21 protein-coding genes are annotated in these 14,332 nt (G+C 42.7%); all 21 read left to right on the top strand.

The features are described 5' to 3' along the window. Positions 1-492, top strand: a complete 492-nt coding sequence (locus MHI01_RS10510; protein ID WP_340903068.1) for an NUDIX hydrolase — start codon at positions 1-3, stop codon at positions 490-492. Positions 493-506: 14 nt separating this feature from the next. Beyond that, positions 507-1,076 (top strand): phosphoglycerate mutase family protein, encoded by a 570-nt coding sequence (locus tag MHI01_RS10505; RefSeq protein WP_127544685.1) that lies wholly within the window; start codon positions 507-509, stop codon positions 1,074-1,076. 93 nt (positions 1,077-1,169) lie between these two features. After that, complete coding sequence (locus tag MHI01_RS10500) at positions 1,170-1,685, top strand: nucleoside deaminase (protein ID WP_282318865.1); 516 nt, start codon at positions 1,170-1,172, stop codon at positions 1,683-1,685. Next, entirely contained in the window at positions 1,682-2,056 is a 375-nt protein-coding gene (locus tag MHI01_RS10495; RefSeq protein ID WP_340983070.1) for a hypothetical protein, read from the top strand. The genes MHI01_RS10500 and MHI01_RS10495 overlap by 4 nt, the downstream gene beginning before the upstream one ends. A 41-nt stretch (positions 2,057-2,097) precedes the next feature. Beyond that, the gene (locus MHI01_RS10490) at positions 2,098-2,640 is read left to right on the top strand and encodes a GNAT family N-acetyltransferase (RefSeq protein WP_340983069.1); all 543 of its coding nucleotides are present in this window, start codon (positions 2,098-2,100) and stop codon (positions 2,638-2,640) included. Positions 2,641-2,660: 20 nt separating this feature from the next. Further along, the gene (locus MHI01_RS10485) at positions 2,661-3,326 is read left to right on the top strand and encodes a Type 1 glutamine amidotransferase-like domain-containing protein (RefSeq protein ID WP_340983068.1); all 666 of its coding nucleotides are present in this window, start codon (positions 2,661-2,663) and stop codon (positions 3,324-3,326) included. Continuing rightward, positions 3,319-4,212: a PhzF family phenazine biosynthesis isomerase gene (locus tag MHI01_RS10480; protein ID WP_340983067.1), complete on the top strand. Its 894-nt coding sequence runs from the start codon at positions 3,319-3,321 to the stop codon at positions 4,210-4,212. The genes MHI01_RS10485 and MHI01_RS10480 overlap by 8 nt, the downstream gene beginning before the upstream one ends. Before the next feature lie 26 nt (positions 4,213-4,238). Next, entirely contained in the window at positions 4,239-5,000 is a 762-nt protein-coding gene (locus tag MHI01_RS10475; protein WP_340983066.1) for an aminoglycoside adenylyltransferase domain-containing protein, read from the top strand. Between the two features lie 4 nt (positions 5,001-5,004). After that, positions 5,005-5,457 carry a GNAT family N-acetyltransferase gene (locus tag MHI01_RS10470; RefSeq protein ID WP_076327124.1) on the top strand — a complete coding sequence of 151 codons (453 nt, stop codon included), beginning with the start codon at positions 5,005-5,007 and terminating at the stop codon, positions 5,455-5,457. Beyond that, a complete protein-coding gene (locus tag MHI01_RS10465; protein ID WP_340983065.1) occupies positions 5,420-6,439 on the top strand; it encodes a phosphotransferase in 1,020 nt (339 codons plus the stop codon). The genes MHI01_RS10470 and MHI01_RS10465 overlap by 38 nt, the downstream gene beginning before the upstream one ends. A 53-nt stretch (positions 6,440-6,492) precedes the next feature. Then, the gene (locus MHI01_RS10460; RefSeq protein ID WP_340983064.1) at positions 6,493-7,332 is read left to right on the top strand and encodes a GNAT family N-acetyltransferase; all 840 of its coding nucleotides are present in this window, start codon (positions 6,493-6,495) and stop codon (positions 7,330-7,332) included. A gap of 23 nt (positions 7,333-7,355) precedes the next feature. Continuing rightward, a complete protein-coding gene (locus MHI01_RS10455; RefSeq protein WP_127544656.1) occupies positions 7,356-7,946 on the top strand; it encodes an HD domain-containing protein in 591 nt (196 codons plus the stop codon). Between the two features lie 57 nt (positions 7,947-8,003). Continuing rightward, positions 8,004-8,447, top strand: a complete 444-nt coding sequence (locus MHI01_RS10450; protein ID WP_390925994.1) for an NUDIX hydrolase — start codon at positions 8,004-8,006, stop codon at positions 8,445-8,447. 17 nt (positions 8,448-8,464) lie between these two features. After that, positions 8,465-8,794, top strand: a complete 330-nt coding sequence (locus MHI01_RS10445) for an HIT domain-containing protein (protein ID WP_127544653.1) — start codon at positions 8,465-8,467, stop codon at positions 8,792-8,794. A gap of 180 nt (positions 8,795-8,974) precedes the next feature. Next, entirely contained in the window at positions 8,975-9,130 is a 156-nt protein-coding gene (locus MHI01_RS10440; RefSeq protein ID WP_164783126.1) for a hypothetical protein, read from the top strand. 108 nt (positions 9,131-9,238) lie between these two features. Continuing rightward, the gene (locus tag MHI01_RS10435; protein WP_340983063.1) at positions 9,239-10,018 is read left to right on the top strand and encodes a hypothetical protein; all 780 of its coding nucleotides are present in this window, start codon (positions 9,239-9,241) and stop codon (positions 10,016-10,018) included. Between the two features lie 136 nt (positions 10,019-10,154). Further along, complete coding sequence (locus tag MHI01_RS10430; RefSeq protein WP_340983062.1) at positions 10,155-10,835, top strand: zinc dependent phospholipase C family protein; 681 nt, start codon at positions 10,155-10,157, stop codon at positions 10,833-10,835. A gap of 103 nt (positions 10,836-10,938) precedes the next feature. Then, positions 10,939-11,361 (top strand): hypothetical protein, encoded by a 423-nt coding sequence (locus MHI01_RS10425; RefSeq protein WP_340983061.1) that lies wholly within the window; start codon positions 10,939-10,941, stop codon positions 11,359-11,361. A gap of 27 nt (positions 11,362-11,388) precedes the next feature. Further along, positions 11,389-11,967, top strand: coding sequence for a GNAT family N-acetyltransferase (locus MHI01_RS10420; protein ID WP_340983060.1), 579 nt, complete (start codon positions 11,389-11,391; stop codon positions 11,965-11,967). A gap of 297 nt (positions 11,968-12,264) precedes the next feature. Continuing rightward, complete coding sequence (locus tag MHI01_RS10415; RefSeq protein ID WP_047842183.1) at positions 12,265-12,762, top strand: PH domain-containing protein; 498 nt, start codon at positions 12,265-12,267, stop codon at positions 12,760-12,762. A 5-nt stretch (positions 12,763-12,767) separates the two neighbouring features. Further along, positions 12,768-14,321, top strand: a complete 1,554-nt coding sequence (locus tag MHI01_RS10410) for a PH domain-containing protein (protein WP_340983059.1) — start codon at positions 12,768-12,770, stop codon at positions 14,319-14,321. The last annotated feature ends 11 nt before the right edge of the window (positions 14,322-14,332 follow it).

Genomic DNA, 14,332 nt, shown 5'->3' with positions numbered 1-14,332 from the left:
ATGACCACTGCAGATAACAATAATGTATCGTATGAACAAAATAACAACAAATTCAACTTCCGTGTGGCAGGTATTGTGATGGATGCGGGAAGAGTTCTTTTGCATACGACTGAACAGGATGATTTCTGGAATCTGCCCGGAGGTCGGGTGAAATTAAACGAGACAACAGAAGCGGCTATTGTACGAGAAATGATGGAGGAACTGGGTGTTCATGTAGAAGCAGAAAGGCTCGCATATGTTAGTGAAGATTTCTTTGAATATGATGGCCTGAAGTATCATGAAGTTGGCTTTTATTATCTCATCACATTGCCGGAAGCCCATAAGCTATATAGTGAAACTGAATTCAAAGGTTTAGAAGATAACGGTAAGTTAACTTTCCAATGGTTTTCCTTGGACGAACTGGAGCGGATGGAAGTATATCCTGTGTTTTTGAAAAAGGAACTGACTAACCTTCTTGATGCAAAAGGCATCAAACACTTCATTCAGAAATAGAGGAATAGGTGCCTATGGACATTACATTTATTCGTCATGGTCATGGCGAACACTTGATGGATTATCCAAACCAATTAAATTGTCTGCATCCTGGCCTCACTGAATTGGGAGAAAGTCAAGTCATAGCGTTGCGTAAACAAGTGGTTTTTGCGCCTGAAGACGTCATTTTGGTTAGTCCAACGAAACGTACTATTGAAACAGCACAACTCCTAACCACTAACAAAAATCTTGTATTCTTCAGCCCGCTGGTTGGCCCAAGAATGTTTCCTCAGAATCCAGAGTTTGTTCCTTTCATCTGTGATCAGATCTATTCCAAGGAAGAGCTCAGTCGTCAGTATACTGACATAAGAATGCTTAATTTGGGGTTGGATTGTTGGGAAGAAAGTATTAATCAGATGGATGCAGATCGGTTCCAGATATTAGCTGAACAGCTTCTTGAGTGGTGCAGGCAACAGAGCGGCAATACGTTTATCATTTCACATGATGGTACGATATCGAACTACAGGATGTTACTCGGAGAAAAAGAGTTAACCAAAAGTGATTTTCTTGGTGAAGCAGAGCAGTACACGATCAGGAACTTTTAACGATCTAAGGAGATTCCGTCAATCTCTTTTACTACACATTAGACAAGGAATCTGCTTTATAAGCGACTATAACTGCACTTAGGGGGATTTTCAATGAAGTTATCGGATTATGAGTATCTAACTTTGGCTCTGGAAGAAGCAGAACAATCATTTACTGAAGGAACGTATCCGATTGGTGCGATAATCGTGGATGTGGATGGGATTGTCGTGAGTAAAGGCCGGAACCGAGTCTTCTCAGATTGCGACCCCACCGCACATGCTGAGGTGGATGCCATTCGTCGGGCAGGAAAACATTTGCTGGATGTAGAGAAGAAGAAATTCTCGAAGAAGAAAGACTTGACGCTTTATACTACCTGTGAGCCTTGTCCCATGTGTTCGTGCACCATATTAATGTCGGGGATTAAGAAGATTGTATGGGCAGCAGATGATGAAGAATATGGAGGGCTTCGACGTTTCAAGGAAGGGCCTCATTTTATCCATATGTTTGACACGTTATCCTGTGTTGCAGCACCCTATCTTGATCTGGAAAACAGACAGAGAGCTTTGCTCGCCAAATGGAATATTGGTAGAGGTGTGCTTAATACAGAGTGGGAGATTCCCAAGCAATGAAATCTATCCCGTTCTCTATACTTATAGCCAGTGTCATTTTAGGTATCTCGTTTATTATTGGCTGTATATTGCTAACGACTCAGGAGAGAAATAGTGAACGGACTCAGGCAGCAGAGCAAAAAGTACCTATTGATAAAGCATTAATGACGATTCAAGAAACTGCCGAGTATCTGAGTATGACTGAAGAACAGGTGATGAGTATTATTAAGGCTGAGCAAGGGAGTTTTACGGTGTCAGGTTTCTTTGATGGGAGAATGTTTCCGTTCATTAAGGTTCAGGATAATTTTTTTGTTAGTAGAGTGGAGTTGGATTTGTGGGTTCAGGAAGCAGCTACAAGTCACAGAAGGTATATTAATGGGCAAATGCAGTAGTCTATGGGAACGATGGCATAATCCAAAGGAGATGAATTCATATGGAATTCGTGGGAGAGAAAGTAAGAATAACAACAGTCACAGAGCAGGACCTCGACTTCATATGTCAACTTGAATGTGACGCAAACATATGGAGCTTTGAGGAAACTGTTGAAACGGATGAGGAAAAGGTCCGTGAGAAATATCGCAGCCATTTTGCTGTCGCAGATGAGAAACCGTATGCCTATGATTTCGTTATACGCCGCTTGAATGATCCAGAAGATACACCCATTGGTATCGTTCAGATGTGGAGTTATGTGGATTACCGAAAAAGCTGGGAGATTGGATACGGTGTGCTTTCAGAATACGCAGGCAACGGATATGGGAGCGAGGCTACACGTCTTTTGTTACAATTTGCGTTTCAAGAGTTACAAGCTCATAAGGTTGTCGGCATGTGTAATTCACAAAACGTTCGCTCAGCAGCACTGATGCAGCATGTGGGTATGACACGGGAGGCCGTCTACCAGGAAGAACTATGGTGGAACAATCAGTGGACAGACCAGTATTTTTTCTCCATTTTGGATAGAGAGTTTAAGCAAGTCTAATAGGTACGGGAGGAAATAAGATGACTACGTTGGTTCTGCTAAGTGATTTGGTTTTCGAATCTAACGATAAATTGGATCAGAGAATACTACGCTTATTTAACAGTGAACAGCCTTCCATCGGATATATCCCTTCGTGCTCCGACCCGGAGCGGAAGTATTTTGAACACACTAGACGTTACTATAATCAAATAGGAATAGATAACATTCAATATTACGATCTTGATCTGGAGTATGAGGAGAGCACATTTGGCGCTATTTTCGAATGTGATGCGATTCATCTATCCGGCGGAAATACGTTTTATTTTCTAAGTTTATTACAGAAGAGAAATATGGTTGGTTTGCTACGTTCCTATGTGAAGAGTGGCGGCATTCTGATCGGGGTCAGCGCAGGCAGTATTCTGACTACACCTACGATAGAGATAGCCGGGTATGGGGAAGATGCAGATGAAAATAAAGTGGGTTTGAATGATATAAAAGCGCTGGGGCTCGTTGATTTTGAGATTGCACCACACTGGGATGGTTCGGAAGACACCCTGAATTCATTAAGCGAGTATACCCGTGTTAATCGTACGGCTGTTTATGCGTGCCAAGATGGTGGCGGGGTTGTAATTAATGGTGAAAGCGTAGAGTTATATGGAAATGTGCGTCGCTTAGATTACAGAGAGAGTGGGTCTAATCATGAGTGATGTTACGGTCTATCATTATGATGCTTTCTCTACCGTTCCCGGTCAAGGTAACCCGGCAGGAGTGGTTTTTGATGCTGATCATTTCAGTGAGACGGAGATGCAGCAGATCGCTTATAAGGTTGGTTTTAATGAGACAGTATTTGTGTTGAATTCTGAAGTAGCTGACGTCAGATTACGTTATTTTACGCCGGGCCATGAGATTAATCTGTGTGGTCATGCCACAATGGCATCACTGTATGGTTTGAAGACGCGTGGGATGTTGAGTGACAAAGAGCTAATCACGATTGAAACCAATGTAGGTACATTACCCATACGATTTGAGTGCAATGCCGACACCATTTACATGGAAATGAAACAGGATCAGCCGCAGTTTATACCGTTCCAGGGGGATATCGAGAAGCTGGTAAGCGCCATCAATCTCACTCTGGATGAGGTTGACCTTTCTACGCCAATCGTTTATGGAAGTACGGGAACCTGGACGGTATTAATCCCGATTCGTGGACTGAACTCTTTTATGAAAATGAAACCGGATTCTTCCCTGTTCCCAGGAATTTTAATTGAGAATCCCAAAGCTTCCCTGCATCCCTTTTGTTTCGAAACCCGTGATTTCGATGCGATGATGCATGCCAGACATTTTTCATCACCATACTCTGGTACGACGGAAGATCCAGTGACTGGAACAGCCTCCGGGGTGATGGGTGCTTATTATTTAACCTATGTGAAACCGGAGATTGATGAGGTACAGTTTGTGGTAGAGCAAGGGCATGAGATTGGTAGAGATGGAAAGGTTCAAGTGAGTGTGATTCGGGATGGTGAGGATATGGATGTCAGAATGAAGGGGACAGCTGTTTTTGTGCGTGAACTGAACGTTGAATTGGACACCTGATCTTCTACATAAAGGAGAGACTGTTATTGAATGAAAAGACTGTTTTAGATAGCGTTACTCGTGTCTTGAAAGAAGAATTAACGGATGCCTTGGTGGGAATATATTTACACGGTTCCATGGCCATGGGATGCTTTCATCCAAATCAGAGTGATATCGATATATTGGTCGTTAGCCGGGAAAAGCGATCTGCCGACACTTATCGAAGGATTGCACAAAAGTTAATGCATATTGAAGATGAGATGCACATTACGAAAGGTTTTGAACTCAGTATTGTACTGGAATCTACGATTGTAAGTATGGCATACCCTACTCCTTTCGAATTTCATTATTCTGCCTATCACCGGGAGAAATATCGAACGGATGAGCAATATCTCTGTGGTGGATATGAAGATCCGGATCTGGTAGCACATATGGCTGTCATCTATGATCGAGGTATTGTGCTGGATGGTAAACCCATTAAGGATCTGTTCCAACCGGAAAATCGTGAACATATGATTGCCTCAATTACATCGGACGTGAGTTCAGCTATGGAAGAAATTGCGGACAACCCAGTCTACTATGTATTGAGTCTATCCCGGGTTCTTTTGTACGTGAAAGATTCAGTCATTCATTCCAAGCGAGAAGCAGGAGAATGGGCACTTACAAACCTTCCCACTAAATACAAGGAAGTCATCTCACAATGTCTTGCAAAGTACAATGGTGATTTGGAGAATGTGAATTTGAGTGAAGCCTTACATCGGGAGTATGCGAAATATATGTTGAATCAGATCCAATTGAAGGGAGATTAACATTTTGCAAATTTTTGATATTCGGCAGAAGCCGGAGGTGCTGCAAGAAGCAGTACAGTATTTCTGGAAACAATGGGGCTCGGAATCAAGCTTCCATTTCTATCGGGATTGTATAGAGCGTTCTGTGGATACAGAGAGTGATGTACCAAGATTTTATGTGATGTTGGACGGAGACCGAATTATCGGTGGGTGCGCTTTGTTGCGAAGTGATCTGAATAGCAGGCAGGATCTTTTTCCCTGGTTTGCGTGTCTTCATGTTGATCCAGAATATCGGGGCCAGAATCTGGGTGGACAACTTCAGACCCATGCGATGAATGAGGTGAAAGCAAAAGGGTATGACAAGCTGTATTTGTGTACTGATCTGACTGATTATTATGAAAAAAATAACTGGGCCTATATCGGTAAAGGATATTTGCTTGATGATGAAGAGACAAGAATCTATGAATATAAGATTTAATGAAATCATTTCTCATTATTTCGAAGATATCGAGTATACCTTGAGAGCCGTTCCATTTGGCTTGACGAATACGACCAAAATCCTTGAAATACAAGAACATAGGTTTATCGTTCGTATCTATAACAGACATCTCAAAACGATCGATGGTATTGAACTGGAATGTAAAGTGACAGCTTTCCTTGAAAGCACTCATTCTTCGTTTCAGATCCCACTCTTTCATAGTGCTATAGATGGCCAACACTATTTATTATTAGAAAATGGGACGCTTGCGGCTATTACTACCTTTCTAGAAGGTACTGTACCCCAATTGTCTAGCGTAGACAAATCTAAGAAGTTTGGGCAGCTGGTGGGTGAGTTTTCGACACGAATGCAAGGGTTCCCAATAGGCAAGCAAGTTTACAGGGGAATTTCATTTACTAAAGTGTACGAAATTCATCCGTTAGCTAATCGTCAATCGATTAAAGTTTTTTATGAAAATCTACCTTTTGAATTATCAGTTTCAAAGGTTACCTTTTATCAGAAAATGATCACAGAAATTATGAGTTCTAATCTGCAGTTAGAGATATTACCACAACAGTTGGTTCATCATGATTTGTTGATTTATAATTTGCTGGCTCAGAATGAGGAGATCACTGGTGTACTGGATTTTGATTTTATTGGTATGGATGCTGCGTTTATGGAATTCACAATTAGCTTTAACCATGTGGTTCAGGAATCCCAAGGATCAATGGAAATGATTGAGTCCTTTCTTCAAGGATATGGAAGTGAACGCAAGCATTCAGCGCTTGAGTTTAGTTACTTACCTTTACTTACAAAAATCTATTATATAGCAGTACTTCATTTCTATATTGGTCAGTATTATGCCGGAGCAACGATTGAACACAACTTCACATTTATGATTGAACAGTTTGAGAGGAACATGAATTGGCTGGAAAAGCATAATCTTAAGATTCAAGAGTTGCTTAATAGATACTTGATCTGATTACACGAATGATGTAATAATTTCTGAGCTGTCGTTATAGGAGGAATGAACCTATGATTACCGAGATTAATAAACATGATTTCCACAAAGTAAAACATCTCACGGACTCGTGTCAGAATATTGAAGTCAAGGCAGTGGCGTCTGGCTTGAACCCGGGACGGATCTATGTAGATGATGCAGAGAATATCACAGCAGCTCTAATTTGGGTACATGGACAATCTGGTTTTCAGTTGATCGGCGACTCTCGAAGTGAGCCCTTTCTGAATGAATTGAACGAGTACATGCGGGAACGTATTGAACCTGAATTATTAAACTTACATATGCATGCTGTTGAAATTGGTGTGGTGGACGAAGCCTGGGAAGATGTTCTTCGGCACATCTCCGGGAAAAGAGAGATCTCCAGTGATATTCAGCATGTATTCAAATTGAATCCAGATTCGATAAGTCATCAAGTACCTCTCGACATATGTGCTTCACAGGACGAGGAAGTCAGAATTCTCAGGATAGATGAAGTACTATTAGGAGAGAAAAGATATAACAATTCTCAATTCCTGAAGGATAAAATCTCTTACTTCTGGACGACAATAGATGATTTTTTACAACATGGCTTTGGCTATATTGCAGTGCATAACGATGATATCGCGAGTGTTTGCTTTTCGGCATTTATCGCAGATCAGACACATGCGGTTGATATTGAAACGCTTGAAGTCTACAGAAGAAGGAATTATGGTGCGATGGTGGCAAAAGCTTTTGTGGAAGAATGCAGTCGTGTAGGTATACATCCGTATTGGGATTGTTCACCGGACAATGCAGGCTCAATTCGTCTGGCACAAGGTGTGGGGATGTCACTCGATTTTAACTATAGAGTTTACTGGTATGATCTATCCACATAGATGGGTATGAAGGAGGATGTGCTGTGAGCGAATCATTACAGGATCAGATTCACTTTCTCATTGAGATTGATAAACTCAAAACGATTGAACGAAAGACGAGAATTATGCACGGTGAGAGACTTGAAAATGATGCGGAGCATTCCTGGCATCTGGCGATGATGGCCTTGGTTTTGCAGAGTCATGCCAACAAGGATGTGGATATCCTCAAAGTCATTAAGATGCTTCTCGTTCATGATCTGGTCGAGATTGATGCCGGAGATACGTTCGCTTATGATACGGTGGGACACACGGATAAATATGATCGTGAACTCAAAGCAGCTCATCGGCTGTTTGGTATATTGCCTAAGGAACAGGCTGAAGAACTACTCTATTTATGGTTAGAGTTTGAAGCAAAGCAGACGCCTGAAGCACAATTTGCCTCATCTCTGGATCGGTTGCAGCCTCTGATCCATAATCATCAGAATGAGGGAGATACGTGGCAGAAATATAACATTACAAGTGATCAGGTATTAAACAGAAACCGTGAGATTGCGAACGGTTCCGAAACATTGTGGGAGTATGCGCAGCAGCTTATTCAGAAATCCGTAGATCAGGGAATCTTGACCAAATCATAAGGGTAGGTTTCACGTATCCACTTTGAAGATGGGGGAGAAGCATGGATGGGATATATCATGGAGCTAAGAAAACTGGTGGGCCCGCGTCCTCTAATTATGGCGGGCTCATGTGTACTCGTGTTCAACGAGGAAGGTCACCTGTTGCTACAAAAACGTACAGATAGCTTGGATTGGGGGACACTTGGGGGATCCATGGAACCCGGGGAGTCTTTGGAGGAAACAGCTGCGCGGGAATTGTATGAAGAGGCCGGACTGAGAGCGGAGTCGTTCAAACTCATTAGCATTTTTTCAGGTGAGGACATGTACTATCAGTACCCACATGGTGATGAAGTTTACAACGTCATGGCTGTTTATGAAGCTTCAGGTATCAAGGGCAGCCCAACCATTTTGGATGATGAAGGGCTGGAACTCCGATATTTTGATCTGAATCAGCCGATCCCTGAGATCAATCCGTTTACGGAATATGTGTTGAAGAAGGCAGGATATATTAGAACTAACTAGTAAGAGGAGGGTATGTTATGACGCAGGACTTCTATTGTGATGAGGTGCTGAGTGGTAAAACGCAAGTCAAAGTTGTCATGGAAACAAATAACGTTATGGCTTATCACCATACCCGACCATACTACGAACACCATATCGTGGTGATTCCCAAGATTCATATTCAGTCCTTCATTTCAGAAGAGGAAGAGAATAATGATGAACTACTCTTAGAAATGATGCGTGTCATTAAAAAGATTGCTGCTGACTTGTTAGCTCAGACAGGCTCGTCGAAGATTATAACTAACTTGGGCAGTTATCAAGACTCGAAGCATCAGCATTGGCATATAGTCAGTGGTGAGCGAACTTAGGAAACTGTATACCGGATTACAAAACTTCCACCGTTCACATACGGATGTGGAAGTTTTTTTTGTTTTGAAACAATAAGCATACCTAACAACTCTCACATCTACCAAAAAAGTTAACTAAGGGAAAATATGCTAGAATAGGGAGTGATGATTTAAAAGGGTAAAATAGGAGGAATTATAATGATGGTTGGTTCTATAGTTACGATATTTGCAATGTTGATTAATGTATTGTTGTACGGATTGGGCGTGTATGCGCTGATCTTGTTTATTAAGCTAGCCCGACGTGGGATTCAGGCACTGGATATCTACCTGTATGAGAAACGCGGAGAGCGGTTCTAACGTTCACCATCTCACACTCGAACAGAATTATCATTTTTCTCTCAGTGTTTTATCTTTCCTGATCTAGTATGATTAACGCATCAATCCAGTAAAGAGAGGGTTAATGACATGGATGCTTTTTTAGAGCAAATTAACGAGTTAAACGAGCTTCAGAAAGACTTGGTTAGCCTACATTCTTTGTTTGCAGAACATTATCCAGTGGTTGTAGCCTATGAAGCTTTATTATATATCTATGATTATTCGTCCAAGACGCAACAATACGAGTGGGTGAAGACGGTACCGGACGATTTATATATTCCAGATGAATGCCTTGCTGCGATGCCGGTGCATCATATGAACGGACGAATGTGTGCGATTGTAACGGATACAGCGTTCAAAGATCTGGAGCAGAAAGTTTATCTGTTCCACGAATATGTTCATTGTTATGTATATGAGAAATATGATGAGCGGATCGTGAACCGTCTTCAGATTAAACATAAAATGACGCAATTGAAGCGTGTGACATGGGAACTAGATTATGAATTTCCGTATGAAGATGAAATCGTTGTGGAGCGGATTAACTCATTGTTGTCTGCTTTGAAGAGTAAAGACCTGACACTAGTACAAACAGCTAGAAAGGCGTTGTTCACTTCATTAAATGAAGAGCAAGCCGAGTACTGGAGCTGGTTGGAGTGGAACGAGGGTTACGCGCGTTATATTGAGAATCTGATTCGGGCAAAATTTGGGCAGGAAAGCAATCATTTTGGAGATACTGCTCCGTTTAATCGTCTAGTATTCTATGAATGTGGATCGGAATACATTAGTCTACTTGTGAAGGAGCATCCGGAGTACCATACGGATCTGGAGCAGATGTTTGACCGCATGCAAGTGGAGAGAATTCAGGGTTAATCACGCATCTACGGTGAAAAAGCTGGAGCAGAGTGAAGTCTTACTAATCTAGCCATCTGTATGTTACCTAGTAGGTTATATCGTTTCTTTTTACTAAGTATAGTAGAATACTTCCCGATAAAAGGAGATTAACTCTATGCCGTTACCTATGGTTCATCTCAATATCGCTAATCTGATTGCAGACTCGCTGCAAATGCAGGCTGATCGAGGTTCATTCTATCTGGGGAACATCGCCCCGGATTCCATACATATGCGCGAAGGTACAACCAGAGATGATAAGGAATACACCCATTTTAACCCGAAAGATGATGGAGATTATGTTGGTGAACTGAAGGATCTCTACTCAAGCTATATGCAACAACTTACCGATGAAGGATGGAAGTGGTTTGTGCGAGGATACTTTATGCATGTGCTAACAGACTATTACTGGTTCCGTAGTGTGCATCCCGAATTCGTCGAACGGGTCAACAAGGTAGACCATCATACAGGCAGTAGCAGATCGAAGGATGAACTAGCGCGTTTATATTATCAGGAGACGGACCAGATCGATTTCAATCTCTATCAAGGTTCAAGTTGGAGCGAAGAAGTATGGCAGGTGCTCAACAGCTCACCGGGTTATGACATGACGGACCGTTTAACTGCTGATGAGATTGTGCGCTGGCGGGACCACACGTTTTCTTTTCTTAATGGGGAAGAACCAGGAATTACTCCTGAGTTCATCACGGGTGAGAGAGTTCAGGTATTTGTGGAAGAGACCATAGAGCGACTGATCTCTATGTTGTCTTCATGGGACCCGGAGTTACGTAACTTGATATGAATATAGATAGTTAGTGCAGTTGAGTCATTTCATTATATACTGTATTTATTACTTCTCTACTCATTACTAGTTTATTTAATACTAAGTCAGGGAGGCACGCAGTATGGTGAAATATGTAGGAATGTTGCTCGTATTTGTCATTGCCACGTTCATTGCAGGGTGTAGCAAACCGAATGAATCGAACGCGGAAGAAGGGCTTCCTGTACTGATCACTTTAACGTGTAATCCCAACCTTGCCTTGGAACCATGCCAAGATGTTGTGTTTGATCGATCTGACGAGATTCGAATCATGATGGAGGCCATACATAAGGCAGAGCGTATGCCAGGTATTATTGATTATGGTACGCAGTACAAGATGAGCATAACAAATGCGGACAGCTCCATAACAAGGTATGATTTTTCACTAGGAATGGATCCCAAGATGCAAGGCTTGTTAGTAAACGAGGAAGACACGCATACTGGATATAGCATTCCTCTTGAGGATGCGAATCAACTAAGAAGACTGATTCAGCGACGTACAGATTAAGAAGGTATATGGGACGGAGAAGAACCTGTGGATGACAAAATTACCATTGAACCTTTGACGCGATCGGATGCAGATGGAGTGTATCAGGTGTTCGAGACAACCATTCCCGCAGCATTTGATCAGGAGGGAATAGGCTCGCTTCTGGATGATATTCAGGATGAGATAACACACAAAAAAGCGATGATTCACAAGGCATTGCAAGCAAAGGACAACATCAAAGCAAGTGTATTTTTCCTCGTCGCCAAAATGGGGGATGTTATTGTAGGCACAATCTCGTATGGACCGTGTGGTAAGGAGATTCGAGAATGTACAGAGGGCCGGTTGAACGGTATCGGAGAACTGGGTAGCCTGTATGTGTTGCCCGAGGTTCAAGGACAGGGGGTTGGTTCGGCGCTCATTCTTGCACTGGTTACTGAACTGCAACGGCTGGGAATTCAGCAATTCTGCCTGGATAGCGGTTACCAGATCGCACAGAAGAAGTGGCAACGCAAATTCGGTGAACCCTATGTGGTGGCGAACAACTATTGGGGCGAAGGAACAGATCATATGGTTTGGCTGTGTGAAGTACAGGATTTTATAGAGGTTGTTCAAAAAGCCCGCTTTTGATTACGAAGGATGCCTAGTGGCATCATCAGCATCGAATATGGAATTCAGCCGAAATGTCCGTTGCTCACGTAGTTTTCCCTACGCTCCGCTACTCCATTTCTAGCTTCATCCCATCTTCTCGGTACTGAAAACCAGTCTTTTTGAACATGCACTAAAGTAAAATGAATGAACAAAAGAGATGACGACCTGTATTGTATAGGGGTCATCTCTTTATCTTTTTGCATCGATCGTGGACGATTGTTCGTACAGTGTACCATGTGTGTTTTTATGTACCCGAGGAAAAAAAGGAGTGAACATATGTCAATACAGTGGAATACACCCGAGCAACGGCTGTCCCCTCATGCGGTAAACTTGTGGAGAATTAGCGCCATCATATGGAATGTAATAGGCTTTCTGATCCTTGCCGTACTGTTAATACTGGACTCCATCTATGGATGGAAGACGTGGATTGGTTGGATTTTGTGGGGCGTTACGGCCATATCGGTGCTCTATGCGGTGTGGGATATTTTCATCCAGCCGTCATGGTTATACAAGCATTGGTACTATGATGTGAATGAGGAGTTCCTGCAACTGAAGCGTGGGGCGCTAACCAAGGTACATCAGATCATCCCCATGGCGAAAGTGCAATCGGTTACAACAAATCAGGGACCTTTAATGCGAAAATACGGACTCTATTCCGTATCGGTTGGCACGATGGGTTCATCGCATGAAATCCCGGCATTGCCAGAGGAAGTTGCACTTGCACTCCGTCATCAGATTGCGTCCTATGCGCGAATTAATGAGGTGGATGAATGATCGATATGAAGCGACATCATCCATTAACCATGCTGTGGAGCTTGTGGAAACGGGTAAAGAATTGGTTTGCCATCGTCCTTTTTTTGTTTGTTTTCCGTCAGGGCTCGGAGTCCCAATGGATATTCTATGGAAGAATCGCTTTTTATGTAGGTGTCTCCCTTAGCATCCTGTCCATGATCCTGAAGTGGTTCACCTCGCGTTATGCAGCAGACGATACAGCCTTTCATATCTATAGTGGTGTGTTTAACCGTACTCGAAGAACGATACCTTATACGAAGGTCCAGAATGTGAATCGTCATACAACGTTGTTTCATCGGTTATTCAGGGTGACGTCGATTCGATTCGAGACCGGAATTAAGGGAGAAGATGCTACCTTTCAGTTACACGTTGTTTCACTTTCCGAAGCGGAACAGCTGGAGAAGATTGTAGCAGGTCATATGGCTGAAGAAGCAGTAACAGTAGGAGCAACAGAGGAACATGATACGTTGGATGCAGTTCAGGTTATGGAAGAGGGAGAGGCGCAATCCGAACCTGTTATAACTGATGAAGTCATGTCTCTACCTGCAAAAGAAAAACAGGAACGGGTTGTTCATTATCATTCCACCCGCAAGGACATATTCAAAGCATCCTTTACCTCGCTCAGCTTTCTCGTACTGATTCCGGTCCTGGCTACGCTCTATTCCTGGGTGAAGGACTTCTTCCCTGATGAAGAAGTAACGGAAAGTTTGTTATTAACCTGGCTTGATTCCTGGTGGATTGCCGGTTTGATGATTTTAGTTTTATTGATCATATCTATTGCTCTGGGCATAGTCAGAACCTTCGTAAAGTATGGCAATTTCCAGATCACCTCGGATGCCAAACGGATCTATATCTCGAAGGGCATGATGGAGCAAACGTCATTTTCAATTCTGAAAGAGCGAGTCCAAGCCGTGAAAATTACACAGTCGCCAATGAAAAGGCTGCTTGGACTGGCGGAAGTAGAACTGACCACTGCAGGTAGTCTGGGAGAATCCGAGCAGGAAGTGAACTCGCTCTATCCCTTCTTGCCTGTGAAGCAAGCCTATACCCTGATTGAGGAGATCCTGCCATCCTATCGGGTTACGCAAGAGATGGAAAAACTTCCACGAATATCACTATGGCTGCGCCTGCTCAAACCAAGTTGGGGATGGATCATAATTACGGGTTTATTGTGGTACTTCAAACCATTGGTGTTTGGGCAGAAACATGCCTGGTGGATGTTTTCCGCGATTCTGCTCGTGTGGATTGCAACATGCAGAGTGATGGACTTTTTCCATACCCGATACATTCTGCATCAGAATTTCATTCAACTTCGAACCGGTGCGCTTACATCAACACTTTTCATCTCCAAACGTGAGAAAGTCATCGAAGTGCAGATCACCCGTAATGTGTTACAGCGTTGGTTCGGTGTGGCTTCCATTCATACGGTAAACCGCGCCAAGCCAGTACTGCATCATCGGGCACATGACATTTCCCTGGATACGGCCAAATCATTTCAATCATGGTACATGGGTCGTACCCAAGATGTTCAGACCCGTTAATTGCAAGAGCA

This window comes from Paenibacillus sp. FSL M7-0656 (genome assembly GCF_038003225.1).
Classification (GTDB): domain Bacteria; phylum Bacillota; class Bacilli; order Paenibacillales; family Paenibacillaceae; genus Paenibacillus; species Paenibacillus amylolyticus.
The sequence above is the reverse complement of the archived record's forward strand: the minus strand, read 5'-3'. Positions and strand labels throughout refer to the sequence as shown.

Bases quoted from the DNA above. Each gene is read 5' to 3' on its own strand.
- MHI01_RS10510 (WP_340903068.1), top strand. From the start codon at position 1: ATGACCACTGCAGATAACAATAATGTATCGTATGAACAAAATAACAAC.
- MHI01_RS10505 (WP_127544685.1), top strand. From the start codon at position 507: ATGGACATTACATTTATTCGTCATGGTCATGGCGAACACTTGATGGAT.
- MHI01_RS10500 (WP_282318865.1), top strand. From the start codon at position 1,170: ATGAAGTTATCGGATTATGAGTATCTAACTTTGGCTCTGGAAGAAGCA.
- MHI01_RS10495 (WP_340983070.1), top strand. From the start codon at position 1,682: ATGAAATCTATCCCGTTCTCTATACTTATAGCCAGTGTCATTTTAGGT.
- MHI01_RS10490 (WP_340983069.1), top strand. From the start codon at position 2,098: ATGGAATTCGTGGGAGAGAAAGTAAGAATAACAACAGTCACAGAGCAG.
- MHI01_RS10485 (WP_340983068.1), top strand. From the start codon at position 2,661: ATGACTACGTTGGTTCTGCTAAGTGATTTGGTTTTCGAATCTAACGAT.
- MHI01_RS10480 (WP_340983067.1), top strand. From the start codon at position 3,319: ATGAGTGATGTTACGGTCTATCATTATGATGCTTTCTCTACCGTTCCC.
- MHI01_RS10465 (WP_340983065.1), top strand. From the start codon at position 5,420: ATGATGAAGAGACAAGAATCTATGAATATAAGATTTAATGAAATCATT.
- MHI01_RS10460 (WP_340983064.1), top strand. From the start codon at position 6,493: ATGATTACCGAGATTAATAAACATGATTTCCACAAAGTAAAACATCTC.
- MHI01_RS10450 (WP_390925994.1), top strand. From the start codon at position 8,004: ATGGAGCTAAGAAAACTGGTGGGCCCGCGTCCTCTAATTATGGCGGGC.
- MHI01_RS10445 (WP_127544653.1), top strand. From the start codon at position 8,465: ATGACGCAGGACTTCTATTGTGATGAGGTGCTGAGTGGTAAAACGCAA.
- MHI01_RS10440 (WP_164783126.1), top strand. From the start codon at position 8,975: ATGGTTGGTTCTATAGTTACGATATTTGCAATGTTGATTAATGTATTG.
- MHI01_RS10435 (WP_340983063.1), top strand. From the start codon at position 9,239: ATGGATGCTTTTTTAGAGCAAATTAACGAGTTAAACGAGCTTCAGAAA.
- MHI01_RS10430 (WP_340983062.1), top strand. From the start codon at position 10,155: ATGCCGTTACCTATGGTTCATCTCAATATCGCTAATCTGATTGCAGAC.
- MHI01_RS10425 (WP_340983061.1), top strand. From the start codon at position 10,939: ATGGTGAAATATGTAGGAATGTTGCTCGTATTTGTCATTGCCACGTTC.
- MHI01_RS10415 (WP_047842183.1), top strand. From the start codon at position 12,265: ATGTCAATACAGTGGAATACACCCGAGCAACGGCTGTCCCCTCATGCG.
- MHI01_RS10410 (WP_340983059.1), top strand. From the start codon at position 12,768: ATGAAGCGACATCATCCATTAACCATGCTGTGGAGCTTGTGGAAACGG.